Origin of the sequence: Streptomyces sp. NPDC059002, from assembly GCF_042740435.1 — a bacterium.
Lineage (GTDB): Bacteria > Actinomycetota > Actinomycetes > Streptomycetales > Streptomycetaceae > Streptomyces.
Genome location: NZ_JBHYJI010000028.1, coordinates 1 through 22,848, shown reverse-complemented (window position 1 = coordinate 22,848; position 22,848 = coordinate 1). Strand labels below are relative to the sequence as shown.

At 72.2% G+C, this 22,848-nt stretch carries 17 protein-coding genes; 6 read left to right on the top strand and 11 right to left on the bottom strand.

All coding sequences use genetic code 11. From position 1 onward, the window contains the following. Positions 1 to 17: 17 nt before the first annotated feature. Positions 18 to 854: a carbohydrate ABC transporter permease gene (locus tag ACFWZ2_RS24285; RefSeq protein WP_384549066.1), complete on the top strand. Its 837-nt coding sequence runs from the start codon at positions 18 to 20 to the stop codon at positions 852 to 854. Between the two features lie 70 nt (positions 855 to 924). Here the strand turns inward: ACFWZ2_RS24285 and ACFWZ2_RS24280 are convergent, their stop codons facing one another. The 3 genes from ACFWZ2_RS24280 to ACFWZ2_RS24270 form a co-directional block, all read right to left on the bottom strand. Beyond that, positions 925 to 3,090, bottom strand: a complete 2,166-nt coding sequence (locus ACFWZ2_RS24280; protein WP_384548938.1) for a hypothetical protein — start codon at positions 3,088 to 3,090, stop codon at positions 925 to 927. Between the two features lie 209 nt (positions 3,091 to 3,299). Next, a complete protein-coding gene (locus ACFWZ2_RS24275) occupies positions 3,300 to 5,264 on the bottom strand; it encodes a glycogen debranching N-terminal domain-containing protein (RefSeq protein WP_384548936.1) in 1,965 nt (654 codons plus the stop codon). Further along, positions 5,261 to 6,688, bottom strand: a complete 1,428-nt coding sequence (locus ACFWZ2_RS24270; protein ID WP_384548934.1) for a hypothetical protein — start codon at positions 6,686 to 6,688, stop codon at positions 5,261 to 5,263. The genes ACFWZ2_RS24275 and ACFWZ2_RS24270 overlap by 4 nt, the downstream gene beginning before the upstream one ends. A 121-nt stretch (positions 6,689 to 6,809) precedes the next feature. Here ACFWZ2_RS24270 and ACFWZ2_RS24265 point away from each other — a divergent pair, with 121 nt between their 5' ends. Both ACFWZ2_RS24265 and ppdK read left to right on the top strand, forming a co-directional pair. Then, positions 6,810 to 8,078, top strand: coding sequence for an ROK family protein (locus ACFWZ2_RS24265; RefSeq protein WP_384548932.1), 1,269 nt, complete (start codon positions 6,810 to 6,812; stop codon positions 8,076 to 8,078). Between the two features lie 417 nt (positions 8,079 to 8,495). Further along, the gene (gene ppdK / locus ACFWZ2_RS24260) at positions 8,496 to 11,231 is read left to right on the top strand and encodes a pyruvate, phosphate dikinase (RefSeq protein ID WP_384548930.1); all 2,736 of its coding nucleotides are present in this window, start codon (positions 8,496 to 8,498) and stop codon (positions 11,229 to 11,231) included. 111 nt (positions 11,232 to 11,342) lie between these two features. Here the strand turns inward: ppdK and ACFWZ2_RS24255 are convergent, their stop codons facing one another. From ACFWZ2_RS24255 to ACFWZ2_RS24230, 6 genes are all read right to left on the bottom strand, one after another. Continuing rightward, entirely contained in the window at positions 11,343 to 11,741 is a 399-nt protein-coding gene (locus ACFWZ2_RS24255; RefSeq protein WP_384548928.1) for a hypothetical protein, read from the bottom strand. Positions 11,742 to 12,053: 312 nt separating this feature from the next. Continuing rightward, positions 12,054 to 13,253, bottom strand: a complete 1,200-nt coding sequence (locus ACFWZ2_RS24250; RefSeq protein ID WP_384548926.1) for an NAD(P)/FAD-dependent oxidoreductase — start codon at positions 13,251 to 13,253, stop codon at positions 12,054 to 12,056. A 3-nt stretch (positions 13,254 to 13,256) separates the two neighbouring features. Beyond that, positions 13,257 to 13,448, bottom strand: a complete 192-nt coding sequence (locus ACFWZ2_RS24245) for a ferredoxin (RefSeq protein ID WP_384548924.1) — start codon at positions 13,446 to 13,448, stop codon at positions 13,257 to 13,259. Between the two features lie 37 nt (positions 13,449 to 13,485). Continuing rightward, positions 13,486 to 14,337, bottom strand: a complete 852-nt coding sequence (locus ACFWZ2_RS24240; RefSeq protein ID WP_384548922.1) for a fumarylacetoacetate hydrolase family protein — start codon at positions 14,335 to 14,337, stop codon at positions 13,486 to 13,488. Next, positions 14,334 to 15,254: a 3,4-dihydroxyphenylacetate 2,3-dioxygenase gene (locus ACFWZ2_RS24235; protein ID WP_384548920.1), complete on the bottom strand. Its 921-nt coding sequence runs from the start codon at positions 15,252 to 15,254 to the stop codon at positions 14,334 to 14,336. Before ACFWZ2_RS24235 ends, ACFWZ2_RS24240 begins: the two co-directional genes overlap by 4 nt. Continuing rightward, positions 15,247 to 16,797 (bottom strand): aldehyde dehydrogenase, encoded by a 1,551-nt coding sequence (locus tag ACFWZ2_RS24230; protein WP_384548918.1) that lies wholly within the window; start codon positions 16,795 to 16,797, stop codon positions 15,247 to 15,249. The genes ACFWZ2_RS24235 and ACFWZ2_RS24230 overlap by 8 nt, the downstream gene beginning before the upstream one ends. Before the next feature lie 132 nt (positions 16,798 to 16,929). On the opposite strand from ACFWZ2_RS24230, the gene ACFWZ2_RS24225 reads away from it, so the two are divergent. Together ACFWZ2_RS24225 and ACFWZ2_RS24220 are read left to right on the top strand one after the other, a co-directional pair. Next, a complete protein-coding gene (locus tag ACFWZ2_RS24225; RefSeq protein WP_384548916.1) occupies positions 16,930 to 18,444 on the top strand; it encodes an aldehyde dehydrogenase in 1,515 nt (504 codons plus the stop codon). Next, the gene (locus ACFWZ2_RS24220; protein ID WP_384548914.1) at positions 18,429 to 19,190 is read left to right on the top strand and encodes a gamma-glutamyl-gamma-aminobutyrate hydrolase family protein; all 762 of its coding nucleotides are present in this window, start codon (positions 18,429 to 18,431) and stop codon (positions 19,188 to 19,190) included. The genes ACFWZ2_RS24225 and ACFWZ2_RS24220 overlap by 16 nt, the downstream gene beginning before the upstream one ends. 181 nt (positions 19,191 to 19,371) lie before the next feature. On the opposite strand, the gene ACFWZ2_RS24215 is transcribed toward ACFWZ2_RS24220, so the two are convergent. Further along, complete coding sequence (locus ACFWZ2_RS24215) at positions 19,372 to 19,956, bottom strand: MarR family winged helix-turn-helix transcriptional regulator (RefSeq protein ID WP_384548912.1); 585 nt, start codon at positions 19,954 to 19,956, stop codon at positions 19,372 to 19,374. A gap of 208 nt (positions 19,957 to 20,164) precedes the next feature. Here ACFWZ2_RS24215 and ACFWZ2_RS24210 point away from each other — a divergent pair, with 208 nt between their 5' ends. Then, the gene (locus ACFWZ2_RS24210) at positions 20,165 to 21,634 is read left to right on the top strand and encodes an APC family permease (RefSeq protein ID WP_384548910.1); all 1,470 of its coding nucleotides are present in this window, start codon (positions 20,165 to 20,167) and stop codon (positions 21,632 to 21,634) included. A gap of 31 nt (positions 21,635 to 21,665) precedes the next feature. Here the strand turns inward: ACFWZ2_RS24210 and ACFWZ2_RS24205 are convergent, their stop codons facing one another. Beyond that, entirely contained in the window at positions 21,666 to 22,457 is a 792-nt protein-coding gene (locus ACFWZ2_RS24205; protein WP_384548908.1) for an acetoacetate decarboxylase family protein, read from the bottom strand. Positions 22,458 to 22,848: the final 391 nt, after the last annotated feature.

Sequence of the window (22,848 nt, the reverse complement as noted above, 5' to 3'; positions counted from 1 at the left end):
GACCCCCGAACAGATCCCTGGACGACGCCGTGGTCCGGGCGGGCCGCGCGCTGCGCGTCGTCCTGCTCGTCGCCCTCGCGCTGCTCTTCCTCATCCCCTTCTACCTCCTCGTACGCAACGGACTCGCGTCCGAGGACGACATCACGTCCCCCGACTGGACGTTCTTCCCCTCGACCCTGCACTGGTCGAACCTGTCGGAGCTCTTCGACGACCCGACGGTGCCGATGGCGCGCGCCCTGCTCAACTCGTCGCTGATCGCGGTCGCGACGACGCTCGGCACCCTGCTCCTCGCCTCGCTCGCGGGCTACGGCCTGGCCCGCATCCCCTACCGCCACGCCAACCAGGTCTTCTACGCGATCCTCGGCACGATGATGGTCCCGGCCGCCGTCACCTTCGTGCCGAGCTTCGTCCTCGTCTCCTCGCTCGGCTGGGTGTCGACCCTGCGGGGCCTGATCGTCCCCACCCTCTTCTCGGCCTTCGCGTGCTTCATCTTCCGGCAGTACTTCCTGGGATTTCCACGGGAGTTGGAGGACGCGGCGCGCGTGGACGGGCTCGGGTACTGGCGTACGTACTGGCGGGTGGTCGTCCCGAACTCCCGCCCCGTCTTCGCGGCCGTCGGCACGATCGTCTTCATCGGCGCCTGGAACTCCTTCCTGTGGCCCCTGGTCATCGGGCAGGACCGCGAGGCATGGACGGTTCAGGTGGCACTCGCCACCTTCACCACGTCCCAAGTCATCCGGCTGCACGTGCTGTTCATCGCGGCGGCCGTGTCGATCGTGCCGCTGCTCGTGGTGTTCCTGCTCTTCCAGCGGTGGATCGTGGCGGGGGTGGAGCGGTCGGGCATCGACGACTGAGCCGGAGACGCGGCCCGGGCACGAGGCAGGGTGCCGCCGCGCACGCGCGCAGGGCGCGGGCCTGGTCCGTTCAGGCCGCGCCCGCCCCTTCCCCCTCGTCCCCGTCCGTATCGCCGCCGCCCCTTCCCCCGTCCTCGGCCAGCTCTTCCATGATTTCCGGCAGGGAGCGCAGTCGGGAGACCGTCTGGTTCAGGAGTCGTACCGTCGCGTCGGCGCGCTGGCGGGCGATCGGGCGGGCGACGGGTGCTGTGTCGGCCTGTTTTTTCAGTTCGAGGAGGAGGTCTCCGGCTTCCGCGGAGGCCTCATGGAGGCTGCGCACCCGGTCCTCCACCTGCTTCACGAGGACGTCCACCGGTGGGACGGCGGGGGTCGGCGCGCCGTCGGGCGCCGCCGTGTCCTCGGGGGTGGGCAGCCAGAGAGCGGGGGCGGCCGGGGCGGGATCGGGTCGGGGCGCGGTGGTCTTCCTGGTGCGCTTGCCGGTTTCCTTCGGGAATTCCATGTCGAACCAGATGGCCGTCATCTCGCGGCCGGGCATGACCCGCCCCGACACACCGACCTGCCACGGCTTCCGGTCCCCGTCGTCCATGGCGGCGACCAGCTCCTTGAGGACGCCCACCGCCATCACGCGGCTCCTCTCGTAACGCAGGGCCTGGAGGGCGTTCGTGACGGATCGCCGCTCCCTGCGCATCCGCTGTCCCGTGTCGCCGATCACTTCCTGGCCGTCGAGCGAGCCGCGGTCGGCCTCGATGATGCCGAAGGAGGCCAGCCAGTGCACCGCGCGGTAGGCGACCAGTTCTTCGAAGGCCACGTCGTCGGTCTCCGCGGTCGCCAGCAGGTCGGGCAGCCTGCGCCCCGAGAGGACGACGCCTTCCCTGGCCTTGGTGCCGAAGACCTGCCCGACGCGCGGGTTCCATGGCTGCGGATAGCTTTCGGAGGTGAGCGCCGACCAGGTCCGGGCGCGCTGATGGATCTCGGTCGCGTTGAGCAGGGACGGCGGATTCTCGCTCAGTGCACGGCGCAGCAGATGCCGTTTGCGGGGGTCTGTCGGGAACAGTTCCTGCAGCAGCGCCATGGAGCGCAGGTCGCGGAGTTCGGACACCCCCATGTCGGGCAGTGCTGCCGGGAGTTCACGGATGGGCGCGAGGCCGGAGAGCACTTCCGCCGTCTTCTCGTCCATGACCCGTTGGGCCACGTACATGCCGAGCACGCTCCGTCCGAGCGCCCTGGAGCGGTTGACGGAGTCGAATTCGAGCGGCGGGTGCACATGGTCGCGGCGGTTGTTCATCTGCACGATGCGGTAGAGCCGCTGCGGGGTCGGCGTGCCGATCACGAGGTGCGCGTCGACCACCGCGATGGCGACGGCCCTGCGGGCCCGCGAGCCGCTCGTCGGGTCCAAGTCGTCGGTGGTGGCGGCGTATTCGCGGTTGAGCAGCGCGGAGAATTCGCCGAGCCAGACGCGGGGGTCATGAATGACGGCGTCGCCCTCCCGGCCCAGCTTCTCCGCGGGGACACCTCCGAGGACCTCACCGGAACTGAGACGGAAAATCGATTGGCGCTTCTGGGTTCGATTGTTTCCGCGGACCGCCATCCATCCCCAGTACGCGGCGGGATAGCAGGGAATGCCGTCGGAGTCCAGCTCGGGTTCCTTCTCCAGGCGCACCTGTTGCGGCACATAAAGGCCGGGATCCTGCTGCCCGTTGAGGACGAGGTCCTCCTCCAGGTCGTAGGGCCGGACCCGGTCGCGCCGCGTCAGGGCGTTCGCCGCGTCCTCCGCGTTCATCATGAGCGCCTGCCGGTCGGGCACCACGCTTTCGAGCGCGGCGAGATAGGTCTCGCTGCCGTCGCCGACGATCCCCTTCCAGGGGCGCGCCGGAGCCAGTGTCCGCTCGGTGCGCTCCCCGACCGTCGGATCGGCCATGGAGCGCCAGATCGAGCTGATCCTTTCGTTGTGTCCCCACTGCACGCCGCCGACGCCGTGCATGCGGACCACGGCGACGACCATGTCTCCGGCGTCGGTGCGCAGGCGCCGGACGGAGTCGCCGCGCAGGGTGCGCACTCCGTTGGCGTCGGCCTCGCCGAGTGTGGCCTCGGGGTTCACGATGAAGGGGGCGATGTTCTCCAGCGCTCCGCGGGGCAGGTTGACCCCTTCGGTCGCCAACACCGCCTCGATCCAGATCTCTTGGCGTTCCGGGGACACCGGGAGCGGGAAGGGCCCCTCGTCCTGACGGTCACCCATGCGGCACCTCGCATCCATCGGATTTTCCGACTTCAGCCTGCAATACATGGCGGATACACCACGACAGGTTCGCGATACGCACATGACTTCGACCGGCTTAAAAAGAAAAGAGGCCGCGACGTCTCCCGCTCGGGGATGTCACGACCTCTTGTGCGAATTCTACGAACTGGCGTACGGAATAGGCGAGTTGACCAAGGATTACGAAGGGTTCAGGCCCCGCCCACCGCCGTCAACAAAGCCAACGGCGCCGCCGCCGACCGCGATTCCCATACGCACGAGTGCGGATACGGCACCGGCACCGGATACGCCCCCTTGTCGTATCCCGCGAGGACCTCGGGGAGGCGGCCGCCGGCCGTGGTGGCGGCCGCGACGAGGGCGCGGGCGACCGCGCGGGCCTCGTCGTGGAGGCCGTAGCGGGCGAGGCCGAGGGCGATGAGCGCGTTGTCGTGGGGCCACACCGAGCCGCGGTGGTAGGAGAGCGGATGGAACGCGGCCTGCCCGGCCGCGACCGTCCGTACGCCCCAGCCGGAGAAGAAGTCCCGTTCCAGGAGCCGCCGGCCGACCGCCTCCCCGTACTCCTTGTCGAGGAGCCCGGACCAGAGCAGATGCCCGGCGTCGGAGGCGAGCGCGTCGACCTGGTGGCCCTCGCCGTCGAGGGCGAGCGCGGGGAAGCCGTGCCGGGGCATCCAGAAGTCCCGCTGGAAGCGGTCCCGCAGATCGGCGGCGGTCTGCGCGAGGAGGTCCGCGTACACCTCGTCGTCCCAGACGGTCCGCGCCAGCCACGCGGTGCGCCGCAGCGCGTCGTACGCGTATCCCTGGGCGCCCGCGGCCATGACGGGCCCGGTGGCCCTGCCGCCGTCGGCGGAGCAGATCGCGCCGGGCGAGTCCTTCCAGTTCTGGTTGGCGAGGCCGCCCTCGTCCGCGCGGTAGACGAGGTAGCCGCGGGAGGTGAGGCCGCCGTGGTCGAGCATCCAGCCGACGGCGGCCCGGGCGTGCGGCTGGAGGCGGCGGGCGAGAGCGGGGTCCCCGGTCTGTTCCGTGTACGCGCCGAGCAGGACGAGGAAGAGGGGGGTCGCGTCGACCGAGCCGTAGTACCGCCCGAACGGCACCTGCCCGAAGTGCGCGAGCTCGCCGTGGCGCACCTCGTGCACGATCTTGCCGGGCTGGGCGACCGCGCCCTCGACGGCCTCGGTGGCCTGGGTCGCGGCGAGGGCGGGCAGCGTCGCGGCGGCCAGGCCGGGCAGGTAGGGCAGCGCGAAGAGCGAGGTCAGCAGGGCGTCGCGGCCGAGCAGCGTGAGGAACCACGGCACTCCGGCGCCGGGCACCCGCAGCTCCTCGCCGTCCGGGCCCTTCGCCGGGACCTGGAGCGCCGCGAGGTCCGCGAGGCCGCGCGCGCAGGCCGCGGCGAGCTCGGGCCAGGTGGCGGGCAGCGCGACGCCGGACGCGTACTCCTCCTCGATGGCGGCGAGTTGGCGCGCGGCCTGCGCGGGGGACTCCGGCGCCCGCGGCTCGGGCTCCCCGTGCGGCTGCGCGGCGGCACGCAGTGCCACCTCCACCGAGCCGTGCGCGTCGGGTTCCAGCGTCCATACGAGGCGTCGTGCGCCGGTACCGGTCTCCTCGATGCCGTCCGGCGCCGGGTCGGCGGTCACCGTCGTGCGGGAGCACCATTCGCCCCGCCGGTAGGTGAACTCGACGCCCTCGCCCCCGTCGAGCGGCAGCCGGGACCTGACGGCGCCGGACTTCGCGTAGGTGCGGTGGTCGGCGCGCAGCTCGAACTGGTCGGTGAAGTCGGCGTCGACAGTCAGCGCGACGACCACCCGCGTCGGCACCGGACGGTTGCTCAGGACCCGCAGGGTTTCCACGAACACCCCGTCGGCGACGGCCTGTTCACGGAAGAGCGTGTACGCGGGCGGTTCCTGGCGGCCGCCGCGCGGCACCAGGACGCAGCGCGCCGCGTCGGCCGCGGCGGCCGATGTCTCCACGGGCGTGAGGATCTCCGGCACGGCCCCGTCGACGGTGAGCTGCCAGCGGCTCAGGTGCCGCGCGTCCCGTACGAACAGGCCGTCAGGGCCCGCCGCCGCACCGCGCGTCTGGCCGACCCCGCTGATGTCGCCGCCCGTGCCGACGGCCACGAAGGTCCTTCCGCGCACCAGCAGTCGATGCCGATCGCTCATGCCCACACCTCTTCTCCCACGAGCCGGCCCCGCTCACTCCGGCCGTCGTCGAGCAGCAGATCCAGCGCGAGCGCCGCGGTCCAGCCGAAGCCGCGCGCGCCGCTCCCCCGGGCGGTGTACGGGTCCACGTACTCGGCGAAGCCGGAGGTGACGGCCGCGTCGAGCAGCGCGTCGCGCAGTCCGTCCGCCCGTGCGTGGTCGCCGTGCAGCCGCAGGCCCTTCTCCATCAGCCAGTTGGTGTTGAACCAGGCGGGTCCGCGCCAGTACCGCTGCGGGTCGAAGGCGGGTCCCGTCAGGTCGTAGCTCGGCACGAGCCGGGCCGGGCCTCCGAGCCCGAAGTGCGGGCCGCACGCGGTGCGCACCAGGGCCGCGGCGATGCCGGGCGGCAGCGCGGGCAGCACGAGGGGGACGAGTCCCGCGACCCCGCGCTCGGCGACGAGCCCGCCGTCCGGGCCCGGGGCGCGCAGGTCGCGGCAGAGGAAGAGCCCGCGGTCCGGGTCCCAGAGTCGGGCCACCAGGGTCCTGGTCAGCGCCTCGGCCCGCATCCGCCGCGCGTCCGGGACGCCGGTCAACTCCCGGCCCCCGACGGCGAGTTCCTCCTCTATCAGAGCCAGCGCGTACTCCGACGCGATCAGCAGCGCGTTGAACGCGGGGTCCTCGACCGTGAAGGCCCCGGCGCCCGCGTCGTCCGCGTACCGCCGGTCCCGGTACTCCGCTGCGAGCCGCACATACCTGCCGTAGTCCAGGTCCGTCGGCCGGTCCTCCGGCGCCCCGTGATCGAGGTCGGCCCTGCGGAAGGCGGCGGGGTCGGCGGGCTCGACGCGGCTCAACGGGCCGTCCCAGCAGGGGCTGTTGTCCATGCCCTGCTCCCAGGGGTGCACGACGGCGGCGAGTCCGGCGCCGCCCGCGTCCCTGGCGTGCAGGAGATAGCGGTGCCAGGCGGCGAGCCGCGGCCGCAGCCGGGCCAGGAACGAACGGGCCCTGGACAGGCCGGGGTCGGCGCGGTGCACCAGCCAGGCGGCGAGCGCGTGCACCGGCGGCTGCACGATGCCGGACGTCTGGACCGCGCCGGGCGCGCCCGCGGCACGGCCCGCCGTCGTGGAGCGCCAGAAGTCGGGGCTCGGGAAGTACGCGTCGAGCGGCACGGCGTCGTTGAACACGATGTGCGGTACGCGGCCGTCGCCCCACTGCGCGGACAGCAGCGTCTCCAGCTCCAACTGGGCGCGCAGCGGCGAGAGATGGCGCAGGCCGATCGCGATGAACGCCGAGTCCCAGGACCACTGGTGCGGATACAGCGCACGGGACGGCACGGTCGACGTCCCCGTCCAGTTGGCCCAGAGGACCTGGGCGCCGCGCTCCCGCAGCACCCGTCCCGGCGCGGCGGCACGGTGGGCGGCCTGCCGGGTGGTCGTGCTGCGGTCCACGCGGTTCTCCCCACAAGACTCGACGCCCTGTCAGTTCGGTACCCTCCACCATAGAGTTACGCCTACTCGGCACGCAAAACCCACTATGTGACGCGGAGTTGGGGAGCACAAGGAGGGGCACATGGGCACGGCAGGGCGCAGGGGCACGGGCGGCCCGGGCCTGACGCAGGCGCACCGGGACGCGCGGGGCCAGCTGCGGGCGGAGGGTGCGGGCGACCTCCTCCAGCTGGTGCGCAGCGGCCGCGCCACCACGCGTGGCGCCCTGCAGCAGGCCACGGGCCTGTCCCGGGCCACCGTCGGGCAGCGGCTCGACCGGCTGTTCAGGGCGGGGTGGCTGCGGGAGGGCTCGGGCGGCCCCGCCGGGTCGCCGCTCGGCGGGCGGCCCGCGCTCCGCCTGGAGTTCGACGAGGCGCACGCCGTGGTGCTCGCCGCCGCCCTGGAGACCCGGCACGCCCGCACCGGCCTGCTCACCCTCGGCGGCGGGATCATCGCCGAGCACGCGGGCCCGCTGGCCGTCGAGGACGGGCCGGACGCGGTCCTCGGCGAACTGGGCGTGCGCTTCGGCAGGCTGCTGCGCGACACGGGGCGGCAGGCCGGGTCGGTGTGCGGCATCGGCCTCGCCGTGCCGGGCCCCGTCGACAGCGCGACGGGGCGCGTCGTGCAGCCGCCGATCATGCCGGGCTGGGACGGCTACGACATACGGGGCCGCCTGCGGCACGCGTTCGCCGAGCAGACGGGGGCGCCCGCCGACCTGCCGGTCCTCGTCGACAACGACGCCAACCTCATGGCGTACGCGGAACAGCGCACCCACTACCCGGACTGCTCGGCGTTCGCCCTGGTCAAGGTCTCGACGGGGATCGGGGCCGGGGTCGTCGTCGGCGGCGAGGTCTACCGGGGCGTCGACGGCGGCGCGGGCGACATCGGCCATGTGCGGGTGCCCGAGGGGGCGGACGCGCTCTGCGGGTGCGGCTCCTACGGCTGCCTGGCCGCGGTGGCGGGCGGGCGCGCGGTGGCCCGCAGACTGACCGCGGCGGGCGTGCCCGCGGCGTCGGGGTCGGATGTGCGCGAGCTCCTGGAGGCGGGGCACCCGACCGCCGTGGGGTTCGCGCGCGAGGCGGGGCGGCATGTCGGCGAGGTCCTCGCCACCGTGGTGACGCTCCTCAACCCCGGGGTTCTGATGATCGCCGGAGATCTGGCCGGAACTCCCTTCCTGACCGGCGTGCGCGAGCTGCTCTACCAGCGGGCGCTGCCCCGGTCCACGGCCCACCTGGACGTGGTCACCTCGCGCCTCGGCGAGCACGCGGCCCTCATCGGTGCGGGAACGCTCGTGGTCGAGCACCTGTACGCGCCGGAGCGGGTGGAGGAGCGGCTGGTCGCGCTGGGTGTGTAGCGGCGCCGCGGGCGGTCTCCCGGAGTGGTCGCGAGCGGTCCGGATACTGACATCGAGCCGCTTCAAACAGCGTGATTCTCGCCACCCCTGATAGCTCTTGCGCTCAGATGAGCGGATCGCGGGCGACTGCACTTCTCCAAGGGGTGGCACTGAGTGCCACTGCTCGATCATTCATGAGGTGAACTCACATCTGAGTTTGGATCGCTCATTTGAGCAAATCCGCAGGTCTACGGGGATTGATTGTTCAAGAAATGAAGACATCGCGGCTCGTGGGGTTACCGCTCCGTCACTTTCGATCTAGTGGCGGACGAGTGGTTACGTCCCCATGACGCACAAGTGGACGTACCCAGACGCCTTCGATCTGGGTATGTTCCTCGCCGTCAGGGCAGCCACCGAGCTCTCGAGGAGCCGAGACCCGTGTCGGAAAACAAAGATCCCCACGTAGCTCACACGAGCGAGGGCGTGAAGTTCGTCTACGACTTCACCGAGGGCAACAAGGACCTCAAGGACCTCCTCGGCGGGAAGGGCGCGAACCTCGCCGAGATGACCAATCTCGGGCTGCCCGTCCCTCCGGGCTTCACCATCACCACCGAGGCCTGCAAGACGTACCTCGACAGCGGCGAGGAGCCCGTCGAGCTGCGTGCCGAGGTGAGTGCGCACCTCGACGCCCTCGAGAAGACCATGGGCAAGAAGCTCGGCCAGGCCGACGACCCGCTGCTGGTCTCCGTGCGCTCGGGCGCCAAGTTCTCCATGCCCGGCATGATGGACACCGTCCTGAACATCGGGCTCTCCGACAAGTCCGTGACGGGCCTCGCCAAGCAGTCCGGCGACGACCGCTTCGCGTGGGACTCCTACCGCCGGCTCATCCAGATGTTCGGCAAGACCGTCCTCGGCGTCGACGGCGACCTCTTCGAGGACGCGCTCGACAAGGCCAAGGAGGCCAAGAAGGTCACGGTCGACACCGACCTGGAGGCGGCCGACCTCAAGAAGCTCGTCACCAAGTTCAAGAAGATCGTCAAGACGGAGGCCGGGCGGGACTTCCCGCAGGACCCGCGCGAGCAGATGGACCTCGCGATCCGTTCGGTCTTCGAGTCGTGGAACACCGACCGTGCCAAGCTCTACCGCCGCCAGGAGCGCATCCCCGGCGACCTCGGCACCGCGGTCAACGTCTGCTCGATGGTCTTCGGCAACCTCGGCCCCGACTCCGGCACCGGCGTCGCGTTCACCCGCGACCCGGCCTCGGGCCACCAGGGCGTGTACGGCGACTACCTGCAGAACGCGCAGGGCGAGGACGTGGTGGCGGGCATCCGCAACACCGTGCCGCTCGCCGATCTGGAGCAGATCGACAAGAAGTCGTACGACCAGCTCATGCAGATCATGGAGACCCTTGAGACGCACTACAAGGACCTCTGTGACATCGAGTTCACCATCGAGCGCGGCCAGCTGTGGATGCTGCAGACCCGCGTCGGCAAGCGGACGGCGGGCGCGGCCTTCCGGATCGCGACCCAGCTGGTGGACCAGGGGCTCATCGACGAGGCCGAGGCGCTGCAGCGCGTCAACGGCGCCCAGCTCGCGCAGCTGATGTTCCCCCGCTTCGACGAGGGCGCCAAGGTCGAGCAGCTGGGCCGTGGCATCGCCGCGTCACCCGGTGCCGCGGTCGGCAAGGCGGTCTTCGACTCGTACACCGCGATCAAGTGGTCGCGCTCGGGCGAGAAGGTCATCCTGATCCGCCGCGAGACGAACCCCGACGACCTCGACGGCATGATCGCGGCCGAGGGCATCCTGACCTCGCGCGGCGGCAAGACCTCGCACGCGGCCGTCGTGGCGCGCGGCATGGGCAAGACCTGTGTGTGCGGCGCCGAGGACCTGGAGGTCGACACCAAGCGGCGCCGGATGACGGTGGGCGACACCGTCATCGAGGAGGGCGACGTCGTCTCCATCGACGGCTCGACCGGCAAGGTGTACCTGGGCGAGGTGCCCGTGGTCCCCTCCCCCGTCGTCGAGTACTTCGAGGGCCGCATGCACGCGGGCGCCGACGACGCCGACGAGCTGGTCGCCGCCGTGCACCGGATCATGGCGTACGCGGACCGGGTGCGGCGCCTGCGGGTCCGCGCCAACGCGGACAACGCCGAGGACGCTCTCCGCGCCCGCCGCTTCGGCGCGCAGGGCATCGGCCTGTGCCGCACCGAGCACATGTTCCTCGGTGAGCGCCGCGAGATGGTCGAGCGCCTGATCCTCGCCGACGCGGACGACGAGCGCGAGGAGGCCCTCAAGGAGCTCCTGCCGCTCCAGAAGCGCGACTTCGTGGAGCTCTTCGAGGCGATGGACGGCCTGCCCGTCACCGTCCGCCTGCTGGACCCGCCGCTGCACGAGTTCCTCCCCGACATCACGGAGCTCTCCGTCCGTGTCGCCCTCGCCGAGTCCCGCAAGGACGCGAACGAGAACGACCTGCGCCTGCTCCAGGCCGTGCACCGCCTGCACGAGCAGAACCCGATGCTGGGCCTGCGCGGCGTACGCCTCGGCCTGGTCATCCCCGGCCTGTTCACCATGCAGGTCCGCGCGATCGCCGAGGCCGCGGCCGAGCGCAAGAACGCCAAGGGCGACCCGCGCGCCGAGATCATGATTCCGCTCGTCGGCACGGTCCAGGAGCTGGAGATCGTCCGCGAGGAGGCCGAGCAGGTCATCGCCGAGGTCGTCGAGGCCACCGGCGTCGACCTGAAGCTGGCGCTCGGCACGATGATCGAGCTGCCGCGCGCCGCGCTGACGGCCGACCAGATCGCGGAGGCCGCCGAGTTCTTCTCCTTCGGCACGAACGACCTCACGCAGACCGTCTGGGGCTTCTCCCGCGACGACGTGGAGGCCTCGTTCTTCACGGCCTATCTGGAGAAGGGCATCTTCGGGGTCTCGCCCTTCGAGACCATCGACAAGGACGGCGTCGGCAAGCTGGTCCGCGACGCGGTCAAGGCGGGCCGCGCGACCCGTCCCGACCTCAAGCTCGGCGTCTGCGGCGAGCACGGCGGCGACCCGGAGTCCGTGCACTTCTTCCACGAGGTGGGCCTGGACTACGTCTCCTGCTCGCCGTTCCGGATCCCGGTGGCCCGCCTGGAGGCCGGCCGCGCGGCCTCCCACTCGGTGGGCAGCGACCACCGGTAACCAGACCCCGGGACCGCCGCCGTGTCCCCGACCCTCAGTACCGATGCGGCGGCGGTCCCGGTCCGCGACGAAGGGGCAGCACCTTGTGCGGAGGTGCTGCCCCATCGTGCGTCAGCCCGCGGTGGCGGGGCCGGTCTGGCTCTCGTAGCCGCTGCCACCGTCCCAGTACACCCGCAGTTCGGGGCGGTACACGCCACCGTCCCTGGGCACACTGGGACCGCCGTAGTACGTGTGGCCCGATCCGCACCTGGACCACTGGTGCCAGTTCTCACCGGTCCGCTCGTTCCACAGGACGACGTCGACCGTGCAGGCGTTGGACGCGAAGTCGGTGTACGCGCTGGCAACGGTGTTGCCGCCGCTCTCCCCGATGCACGCGGTCTTGCCACCGCTGCTGTAGCACCCGGGGTCGTCGGCCGAGGCCGTGCCCGCGGTGGCGAGTCCCAGGCCACCGGCAAGGGTGACGGCAGTGGCCGTGGTGGCCAGAGCTCGCTTGATGGTGTTCTTGAGCATGAGCAACTCCTTGTCTTGGCTGGCTGAAGCGTGCGGGGTGATCCATCCCAACCGCCATGCCAGACAGGGGATCAGGGACGCTGGAACACGGGAACGGCCTCTGACCAGGGGGAACGTGTGATCCCTCGAATGCGGGGATGGGACGCAGGCCCTCATTCCATCCAAGGTGTTCCGGTGCGGTAACTCCCGGCTTGACCTCGTCGAACCAGGCGGGGACGGGCCTGGCGGCAGTCACCGGAGCCGAGCCGTGCCGAGCACGGCGGAGCCGACGGCGCCCGCTGTCGCCCGTGGGCGAGTTGATGAAGGTCCGGGTCAGACCACCGGCTCCGGCAGCGCCATGAGCTCCGTCCGGTGGCGGGCCGCCGACGCTGCTGCCGAGGGGCCGCCGAGGGCGGCGACGCCGATGAGGCGGGGGCCCTGGTAGTAGCCGTAGAGGAGGTCGCCGTCCGCCGACTCCGGGTCTCCTTCGAGGAGTTGGGTGCGGTCGGCGAGTGCGGGCTGGCCGAAGGACTGGAGGCGCAGGGTGAACTGGTCGCTCCAGAAGGAGGGGAGGGGGGCGCAGGGGGCCGGGTCGCGGGGGGTGCCCGTGAGGCCCGCGATCAGGGTGCGGGCCGCGTGGCGTGCGGTGTCGCCGGGGACCGACCAGTGTTCGACGCGGCGCGGCACGGGGCCGTAGCGCGGGTTCGGGAAGCGGGCGACGTCGCCGACGGCGACCGCGTGCGGGAGGCCGCCGATGCGCAGGTGGGCGTCGCAGAGGATGCCGTCGGTGAGGTCGAGTCCCGCGGTCGCCGCGAGCCATTCGGTGTTGGGGAGCGAGCCGACGGCCTCCACGATCAGGTCGGCCGTCAGCTCGGTGCCGTCGTCGAGGACGGCGCCGTCCGGGGTGAGTTCGGTGGCGAGGCGGCCCATCAGGAAGCGCACGCCCCGTGCCTCGTGGCGTCTGCGCAGTGCGCGTGCGAGGTCCTCGCCGATCGCGAGGATCATCGGTTCGGCCTCGGGGGCGACGACGGTGACCGCGCAGCCCGTGGTGCGCGCGGTGGCCGCCACCTCGCAGCCGATGAAGCCGGAGCCGATCACCAGTACCCGGGCGCCCGCCACCAGACCGGCGGCCAGGGCCGCCGAGTCCTCCAGGGTGCGGACGACGTGCCGGGGCGGGCCCCCGGGCAAGGGGAGTCTGCGTGGCCGCACCCCCGTCGCGGCCACCAGACCCTCGTACTGGTGGACAGAGCCGTCGGTCAGTGTGAGCGTGCGCGCCGTGAGGTCGGCCGCGGCGACGGCCGTGCCGAGGCGCCATTCGGCGTCCTCGACGCTGGGGCGGCGGCGCAGCCGGGTGCCGGAGGCGGGCGCGTCGCCCGCGAGCACCTCTTTCGACAGCGGGGGCCTGTTGTACGGGAGATGGGGCTCGTCACCGAAGAGCGTGATGGTGCCGTGCCAGCCCGCGGCCCGCAGCTGTTCGGCCGCGCGCAGGCCGCCGAGCGAGGCCCCGACGACGGCGATGCCGGCCCCCTCCATGTCTCAGCCCTCGACCCGGATGGCCTGCAGCGGGCACACGTCGGCGGCGTCCTCGACGTCGTCGCGCAGCGCGTCGTCGGGGGCCGCGACATACGCGAGGTGGCCGTCCTCGTCGAGCCGGAAGACGTCCGGCGCGGCGAAGACGCACTGCCCGTGGTTCTGGCAGACGTCCATGTCGACGGTGACCTTGACCATCTGAACTCCCTTGAGGCGTACGGGATGTGTGCGGGTGCTAGCGGCGTGGTGCGCGTACGCCGCGGAGTTCCCAGTCCCCGCCGAGGGCCGTGGAGCGGACCTCCTCGGACTCGGTGGGCTGGGCGCCGACGTCGGTGCGGATCGCGGTCGGCCCGGTGACGATGTGGTTGGTGAGGCGGCCGAGGCCCTCGGCGGCCACCTCGACGACGTCGCCGGGGCGGACCGGGCGTGAGCCCGCGGGGGTTCCGGAGAGCAGGACGTCGCCCGGTTCCAGGGTGATGGTGCGGGCGATGTCGGCGACGAGGTAGTGCATGTTCCACTCCATCTCGTCGGTCGAACCGTCCTGCACGAGCTCGCCGTTGACGTAGGTGCGCAGGTACTTGCCGCGGAAGTCCCAGCCGGTGACGAGGCCGGGGCCGAGCGGGCAGAGCGTGTCGGAGCCCTTGACGCGGAGCATCGATCCGGCGTCGGTGTCGCGGAAGTCGTGCAGGCCGTAGTCGTTGGCGACGGTGTAGCCCGCGATGTACGCGCCCGCGTCGGCGGGTGCGACGTTGCGGCAGGTGCGGCCGATGACGATGCCGATCTCGCCCTCGTAGTTGAGGTACTTGCAGCCCTCGGGGCGTACGACCGCGCCGCCGTGGCTGTTCAGGGCGGAGACCGGCTTGTGGAAGTAGGTGGGTGCGGGCGGCAGCGTGGCGCCGAACTCCGCGACCCTGCTGCGGTGGTTGAGGTGGACGGCGATCACCTTGGAGGGGGTGACGGGCGGCAGGTGGTGCGCCTCGGCCGCCTTGACGCGGCGGCCGTCGGGGGCCGCGAGCTCGTCGCCCTCGCGCACGACGCGGACCGCTGCCCCGTCGAGCAGGATGCGGCGGTACTCGGTGGTGGTCATGCGGCGTCCTCGCTCCGGTCGTCGGGGGCGGTGCCGGTCCAGCCGTCGGCGGGGCGGTCGAACCACAGGTGCATCTGTCCGGTGCCGACGGAGTTCTCGTACGCGCTGTAGGGGCGCCCGGGGGCGGTGCACCGCTCCTCGCCGAGCGCGCCGATCATCATCAGGTAGTGGCCGAAGCGTGCTTCGGGCCGATATGTGAGGAACTCCGGCATGGTGCGCAGGACTTGGGCGTGGTCGCCGCGCTCGAACCACGCGATGCGGCGTTCGTCGGCGGCGCGGGCCTCGGGGGTGCGGATGTGGGAGGGGTCGCTGGACTCGTGGGCGCGCAGCTCGCGCAGCGGCCAGAACGTGTGCGAGAGGGCACCGGACGCGACGAGGAGGACCCTGCGTCCGGGCAGGGCCGCGACACCGTCGGCGAGCGCGCGGCCGAGCCGCAGGTGGTCCTCCACGTCGCCGGTCTGACATACCCCGATCGAGATCCACTTCTTGTCGGGGAGGCCGTCGCCCAGGTACTTCCACAGGTTGATGGTGGCGTAGTACACGGGCAGGAAGGGATCGTCGATCGGGGTGATCCAGGTGCCGTGCCGGTCGGCGAAGTCGGCGATGCTGTGGGCGAGTTCGGGATCGCCCGGGTAGTCGTACGGCATGCGGCACATGCCGCGCGGCAGTTCCTCGGAGGTGAAGAGCCCGGCGCGGCGGGGCTGTGCGGTGACGACGAACTCGACGGTGGTCGCCCAGTGCGAGTCGAGGACGACCACGGTGTCGTAGTCGAGTTCCTCGAAGACCTCGGCGCGCAGCTTGCGCAGACCGGGGACGAGGCTGATCTCGCGGCCTTCGTTGAGCTCTTTGCGGTCCGCCTCGGGCAGCACGATGGTGGGCACGTGGGCGAGGAGCCCGGCCCCGACGATCTCACCCATGGCGGGCCTCCACCCATCCTCCCGGAGCGGTCACGGTGTTCTTCAGGTCGCAGTAGAAGTCGAAGGACCAGTCGCCGCCCTCGCGCCCGACGCCGGACTGGCGCGAGCCGCCGAAGGGTGCGGAGAGGTCGCGTACGAAGAAGCAGTTGACCCAGACGGTGCCCGCGACGAGCCGCGCCGCGATGCGGTCGGCGCGGTCGTGGTCGCCGGTGGCGAGGGTGGCGGCCAGGCCGAAGCGGGTGCCGTTGGCGAGGCGGACGGCCTCGTCCTCGTCGCCGTCGGGGAAGGTCTGGAGGGTGAGGACGGGGCCGAAGACCTCTTCCTGGACGATCTCGGATTCCTGGTCGACGTCGGTGAGGAGGGTGGGCAGGTAGTAGGTGCCGCCGAGTTCGGTGTTGCGGCCGCCGCCGGTGAGGGCCTTGGCGCCCGCTTCGAGGGCGCGGCGCACGAATCCGTCGACGCGGTCGATGTGCCGGGGGTGGATGCTGGGCCCGATGCCGGTGGCCTCGTCGCGCGGGTCCCCCTGCCTCAACTCCCGTACGCGGTCGAGAAAATGTCCGAGGAAGGCGTCGCGCACGGACTCCTCGACGAGGATGCGGGTGGCCGCGAGGCAGACCTGTCCCGCATTGTCGTACTGCTCGACGGCGAGGTCCGCCGCCCGTTCCAGGTCGGCGTCGGCGAAGACCAACAGCGGTGACTTTCCGCCGAGTTCGAAGCTGCAGGGCACGAGGCGCGCGGCGGCGGCCTCGGCGATGCGGCGCGCGGTGGGCACGGATCCGGTGAAGCTGATGCGGCGTACGCGCGGGTCGGCGACCAGGGGCGCCCCCGCCTCCGGGCCGTACCCCTGCACGACGTTGAGGACGCCGGGCGGCAGTCCCGCCTCGTGCGCGATGTCCGCGAAGAGCGAGGCGGTCAGCGGTGTCCACTCGGCGGGCTTGAGCACCACGGTGTCGCCCGCGGCGAGGGCCGGGGCGATCTTCCAGCTCGCCAGCATCAGCGGGGCGTTCCACGGCGTGATGAGGACGGCGGGGCCCGCCGGGTCCCAGCTGACGTGGTTCGTGTGCCCGCGGGTCACGAAGTCGTCGTGGGAGAGGGCGAGAAGACGGTCGGCGAAGTAGCGGAGGTTGTGGGCGACGCGGGGCATCACTCCGCGGCGGTGCGAGCGGAGCAGGGCTCCGTTGTCGGCGGTCTCGACGCGCGCGAGCTCTTCGGTGCGGGCCTCGACGCCGTCGGCGACGGCGTGCAGGAGGCGGGCGCGTTCGGCGGGGGGCGTCGCGGCCCAGCCGGGGAACGCGTCGAGGGCGGCGGCCACGGCGGCGCGTGCCTCGCCGGGGCCGCCGCGTGCGATGTCGGCGAGCGGAGTGCCGTCGATGGGCGAGTGGTCGGTGAAGGTGGCGGGGGTGACGGCGTCGGCGGCCGGTGCGGAGGCGACGCGGGCGCCGCCGATCCAGTGCCGGGTGTCGACGGGCACGCCGGCGACGGTCGCGGTGTGCGGGAGTCCGGTGTGCGGGAGTGCCGTGTCCGGGAGCTCTGGGGGAGCCATCGAGACCTCCACATCGTTTGAACCCAAACAACATTAGGAGCGGCGGGACGGACGGTCAACCCCTCGTGGGGCACGGCCCGTTGGGATACCGTTTGAATTCAAACGAAATGCCGGAACTCCCGGGAGGCAGCCATGCCGCACGACGCACAACCGGCCGCCCGCGGCCACCAGGACTGGCTCCGCGAGGCCGACGCCCTCCTCCCCCGCCTGCCCGCCGGACACCGCATCGCGGGCGCCGACGAGGACGGCTCGGGCAGCACGTTCCCCGTGGTCTCGCCGCGCGACGGCCGCGTCCTCGCGCTCGTCGCCGACGGCGGCGGGAAGGAGGTGGACCTCGCGGTCGCCGCCGCACGCCGCGCCTTCGACGACGGGCCCTGGCCGCGCATGTCCCCCGCCGACCGCGGCCGCGTCCTGCAGCGGATCGCGGACCTCGTCGAGGAGCACCGCCCCGAACTCGCCCTCACCGTCACCCTGGAGAACGGCAAGCCGATCACGGAGTCGTACGCCGTCGAACTGCGCGCCCTGGCCGCCACGTTCCGCTGGTACGGCCAGCTCGCCGACAAGCTCACCGACGAGTCCCCGCACACCGGGCCCGGCGCGCTCGCCCTCGTCACACGGGAACCGTCCGGCGTGGTGGGCGCGGTGGTGCCGTGGAACTTCCCGCTCACCCTCGCCGCGTGGAAGATCGCGCCCGCACTCGCCGCGGGCTGCACCGTCGTCCTCAAACCCGCCGAACTCACCCCCCTGTCCGCGCTGTTGCTCGCCCGCGTCGCCGACGAGGCGGAGCTGCCGCCCGGTGTCCTGAACGTCGTCGCGGGCGGCGGCCCCACGGCGGGCCGCGCGCTCGGCCTGCACCCCGACGTGGACGTGCTCGCGTTCACCGGATCCACGGCCGTCGGCCGCCACTTCCTGCGGTACGCCGCCGACTCCAACCTCAAGCGCGTCTGGCTCGAACTCGGCGGCAAGTCCCCGAACATCGTGCTGCCCGACGCCCCCGACCTCGCCACCGCGGCGGCCACCGCCGCCTGGGGCATCTTCTTCAACCAGGGCGAGATGTGCACGGCGCCCTCACGGCTCCTCGTGCACTCCGCCGTGGCCGACGAGGTGACACAGGCCGTCGTCGAACGGGCCGGGACGCTGCGGGTCGGCGACCCCCTCGACCCCGCCACCGAGATGGGGGCGCTCGCGGGGGCCGCCCGGGTCGCGGCCGTCCAGGAGCACGTGCGCCGGGGCGCGGAGTCGGGGGCGCGGCTGCGGACGGGCGGCTCGCCCCGTCACGTCGTCCCCGGCGGCGCCTACTTCGACCCCACCGTCCTCGACCGGGTCACCCCCGACATGCCACTGGCCCGCGAGGAGATCTTCGGCCCCGTCCTCTCCGTGCTCACCTTCGACACCCTCGACGAGGCCGTCGCGCTCGCCAACGACACCGAGTACGGGCTCGCGGCCGGTCTGTGGACCGCGGACCTGTCGACCGCGCACACGGTGTCGCGGCGGCTGCGGGCGGGCACGGTGTGGGTCAACTGCTACGAGGAGGGGGACCTGACGGTGCCGTTCGGCGGCTACAAGCAGTCCGGGAACGGGCGGGACAAGTCGCTCCACGCCCTGGAGAAGTACACGGAGCTCAAGACCACATGGATCCAGCTGTGAGCCAGGGGCCCGCGGGCCGACGGGACTTCCGCACCCGTCCCGTGCGCCGCGCCCGCCCCCTGATCGCCCTCCCCCAGCGCTACGCCGCGTCCACCTCCGCCCTGCGCTACACCGCCGTCGTCACCGCGCGTGCCCTCGCCGACGCCGTGTTCCGCGCGGGCGGCGAGCCGTTCATGATGCACCCCGGGCCGCCCGAGGAGGCCGCCGAGCGGCTGTCCCGGTGCGCCGGACTGCTGCTCCCCGGCGGCGGTGACCTCGCGCCCTGGCGGTACGCGGCCGGGTCCCACGTGCACGGTTCCGTGTACGACGTCGACGACGCGCAGGACGCCTTCGACCTCGCGCTCGCCCGGTGCGCGCTGGCCCGCGGCCTGCCGACGCTCGCCGTCTGCCGCGGCATGCAGGTGGTGAACGTCGCCCTCGGCGGCACGCTGCGGCAGGACATGGGCGGCCCCGATTCCGAGCACCGCCACAAGGTGCATCCGGTGCGGGTGGCCTCCGGCTCGACCGTGGCGCTGGCCCTCCGCGCCGAGAAGGTCGACGTGTCCTGCTATCACCACCAGTGCGTGGACCGTGCCGGTCGGGGGCTTGTCCCCACCGCGTGGGCGGCCGACGGGACCGTCGAGGCCCTTGAACTCGTGGGCGCCGCAGGGTGGTTCGCCGCGGTCCAGTGGCATCCGGAGGACACCGCCGCGACGGATGCGGGGCAGCAGGGGCTCTTCCGGGAACTGGTGCGGGCTGCCTCTTAAGGGGAGCTGGTGCGGGCGGGCCCCGTCAGGGGCGCGGGGAACTGCGCGACCAGTCGGCGACGGCCCGCGGCGGCCCACGGCGCGAACCCCGCAGACGCGTCTGCCTCCGGCGGTCTCCTCGCGGGTGCGGAAGCGCTGTGCTTGCTCGCGCAGTTCCCCGCGCCCCCAAGGGGCGCGCCCCTTAGGGCGCCCCCGCGGGCTTGGCGCGGCGCCCGCTGCGCCGCCGCACAGGCTCCGCCCCGTCCAGGAGATGGAGCCTCCGCTCCTCCCCCTTGTCCTCGGTGCGGACGACGATCTTCCGGAGCAGATCCGCGAGCACCTCGCACTCCGCGTCCGTGAGGCCCTCCGTGACGAAGACCTCCTCGGCGTTGAAGGCGGGGAAGACCTCGCCCATCAGCCGCTCGCCCTCGTCGGTGAGCCGGAGCAGGGCGAGCCTGCCGTCGTCGGGGTGGCCGCGGCGTTCCAGGAGGCCGCGGCCCGCGAGGGTGCGGGCGACGCCGGTGAGCGTGCCCTTGGAGATGCCGGCCTCCTCCGCGACGTACCGGGTCTCCATCTCGCCCCAGATCCAGACGACATAGAGCACGACGAACGACGTCCACGTCAGTTCGGCGCCGCGCAGCACGGAGTTCTCGAAGTGCTGCCGGACGGCGGAGGCCGCGCGGTAGATGTTGGAGACGGCGGCCATCTGCTCGTGCTTGACGGGCGTGCCGCCGAGCTTGGCCTTGACCGCCTTCTCGGTCTCGCGGATGGAGCGGTAGCCCGTCACGTCCGTGTCTCCTCGTTCCAGTGGTCTTCCGGTGGTGCCGAGTGGCTCCGGTGGTTTTCCAGTCTCCCAAGACCTCTTGAGACCTCTTGCCCGGGCACAGGGGCGTCCGTACCATCAGCGCCATTCGAATTCGTACGGGCTCAAACGATAACGCGTTCCCTGCGAATGCGTCCCTGCGGATGCGCCCCTCCACTCCCCGGAGACCGGCATGGCTCTCGACCGTCAAGGCTCAGCCTCGCCCGCCCCACCCCTGACCGCCGCCACCGTCCCGGAGCGCCGCATCGGCGTCGCGGGCATCGTCTTCGTCGTCGTGGCCGCGTCCGCGCCGCTCACCGTCGCCGCAGGTGGCGTCCCCCAGTCCCTCGGCGTCACGGGCATCCTCGGGATACCCCTGCTCTACCTCCTGATAGCCGTCGTCCTCGGCCTCTTCAGCGCCGGATACGCGGCGATGAGCCGGCACATCACCGGCGCCGGGGCGTTCTACGCGTACACCGCGCAGGGCCTCGGCCGCACCCCGGGCGTGGGCGCGGCCTTCGTCGCGCTGCTCGCGTACAACGCCATGCAGATCGGCATCGCGGGGCTCTTCGGCGCCACCACCGCGGAGTTCATCGACGCCCGCACCGGGGTGGAGATTCCCTGGTGGGTCCTGGTGCTCGCCTGCACCGCGGTCGTCGGGGCGCTCGGCTACCGCCGGGTGGACGTGGGCGTGCGGGTCCTCGCCGTACTGCTCGTCCTGGAATTCGGCACCGTACTCATCTTCGACATCGGCCAGTTCGCCTCCGCGCCCGAGGGCGTCTCGACCACCCCGCTCACCTGGGGCGCGGCCACCGACGGCTCCCTCGGCGTCGCACTGTGCTGCGTGTTCGCCGCGTACATGGGGTTCGAGTCCGCCGCGCTCTACAGCGAGGAATGCCGCGATCCGCGCCGGACCGTGGCGCGCGCCACCTACATCGCCGTCGGGCTCATCGGGGTCTTCTACGCCGCCACCGCCTGGGCCATGGTGAGCGGCGCCGGTACGACACAGGCGACGCGGGTCGCCGCCGAGGAAGGCCCGCAGATGATGTTCACCCTCAGCTCGTCGACCCTCGGCACCGTCTTCGCCGACTTCGCCCAGTTCTTCCTCATCACCAGCCTGCTCGCGGCGCTGCTCTCCTTCCACAACGCCGTTGCGCGGTACGTCCGTTCACTCGGCCGGGAAGGGGTGCTGCCGCGCGGGCTCGGCGCGCTGCACCCCCGGCACACCTCGCCGCACCGCGGCTCGCTGCTGCAGACCGCCGTCACCGCCGTCGTCATCGGGGTGTTCGCGCTGGCGGGCCGTGACCCGGTGGCGGACGTCTTCACCTGGCTCACCAACCTCGGCGCGCTCGGCGTGATCCTGCTCCTGTTCGCCACGTCGGCCTCGGTCATCGCCTACTTCGCCCGGCGGCCCGAGCTGCGCGAGCCGCTCTGGCACCGGCTCGTCGCACCGCTCCTCTCGGGCGCGGCACTCGCCGTCGTCTTCTGGCTCGCGCTCACCAACTTCAGCGTCCAGCTGGGGGTTTCCTCGGACAATCCGCTGCGGTGGATCCTGCCGTGCCTCATTCTGATCGCCGGTGCGGCGGGGGTGGTGTGGGGGCTTTGGATGCGGAGGGTGCGGCCTGCGGCTTATGCGGGGATCGGGGGTGCGGCTGGGGGGTAGGGGGGTGCCGGACTCTCCGGCGCCTCCGTAGTCACAAACCCCGTTCCAGCAGCGTCCCGCCGTCCCAAGTCACCCCCACCTGGCGGTAGTACGCCCCGATCGGCTCCTCCACCGTCAGCGCGGCCAGCTCCTCCGTGGGCGCGTCGAAGAGGTCGAGTTCGGCGTCGCCCGACCAGGCCTGGCCCCCCTCGAAGGCGGCCGCGCCCGACGCGATCAGCTCGTCGAGGGCGAGGCCCTTGCCGTCGATGGCGGGGAGTTGGCGATGATGGGCCATGGGGTGGGCGTTGACGAAGCCGTTCGTCTCGGAGGGTTCGCGCAGGGTCACCACGGCCTGCGCGATCCTGCGGTCGGCGGCGGCGAGCGTGGCGCCGAAGGCCGCGCCGGGCTCCATGCGGGGGGCGGGGCCGTAGGGGTGGGGGCGGGTCATGTGGATCGAGCCGAGCTTCTTCGGGTAGCCCTGGTGGATGCCGCGGGCGATGGCGAAGTCCTTGTCGACCCAGATGTACACGCACCGTGAGTACGTCCGGCCTCGGTATCCGCACCGTACGACGGCGAAGCACTCCTTGTACTGCGCCCGCACCGGGTCGAGCAGCTCGCCCTTGGACGGTCCGCAGGACTGCCAGTCGGCCCAGATGAGTGCGACGGCTCCGGGGTCGGTGCCTGCTGGTTCCAGGGGCTCGGGGAGCAGGTCGCGGACCCTGTCCGGGTCGGTCCGGTACTCGATGGTGAGGAGGTCTCCCGAGTAGTGCCAGGGGGGTGCGGGTACGAGGGCGGACCTGCCGGTGGCGGTCTTGGGCGGAAAGAATCCTTGAACTCCGGTCATCGGCTGGCTCCTTCGGCATCCGTCCGCCGGGTCGTTTGAACCCGTACGATATTGCGGCGGGGGTGGGTTGTCACGGGGGCGTGGGGGTGCCGCGGGCCTGCGCCTCGCTTGCCTTCGTGAGTTCGCCCCGTTTCGTCGCGAGGCGGGGGCTGGCGTGGCGGCGTTTCCGTCCTCGTGGGGTCGCCCCGTTTCGCCGTGGGGCGGGGGCCGGCGTGGCGGCGATTCCGTCCTCGTGGGGTCGCCCCGTTTCGCCGTGGGGCGGGGGCTGACGTGGCCGCGTTTCCGTCCTCGCGGGGTCGCCCCGTTTCGCCGTGGGGCGGGGGCTGGCGTGGCGGCGATTCCGTCCTCGTGGGTTCGCTCCGTTTTCCGTGGGGCGGGGCCGCGGCGGTAT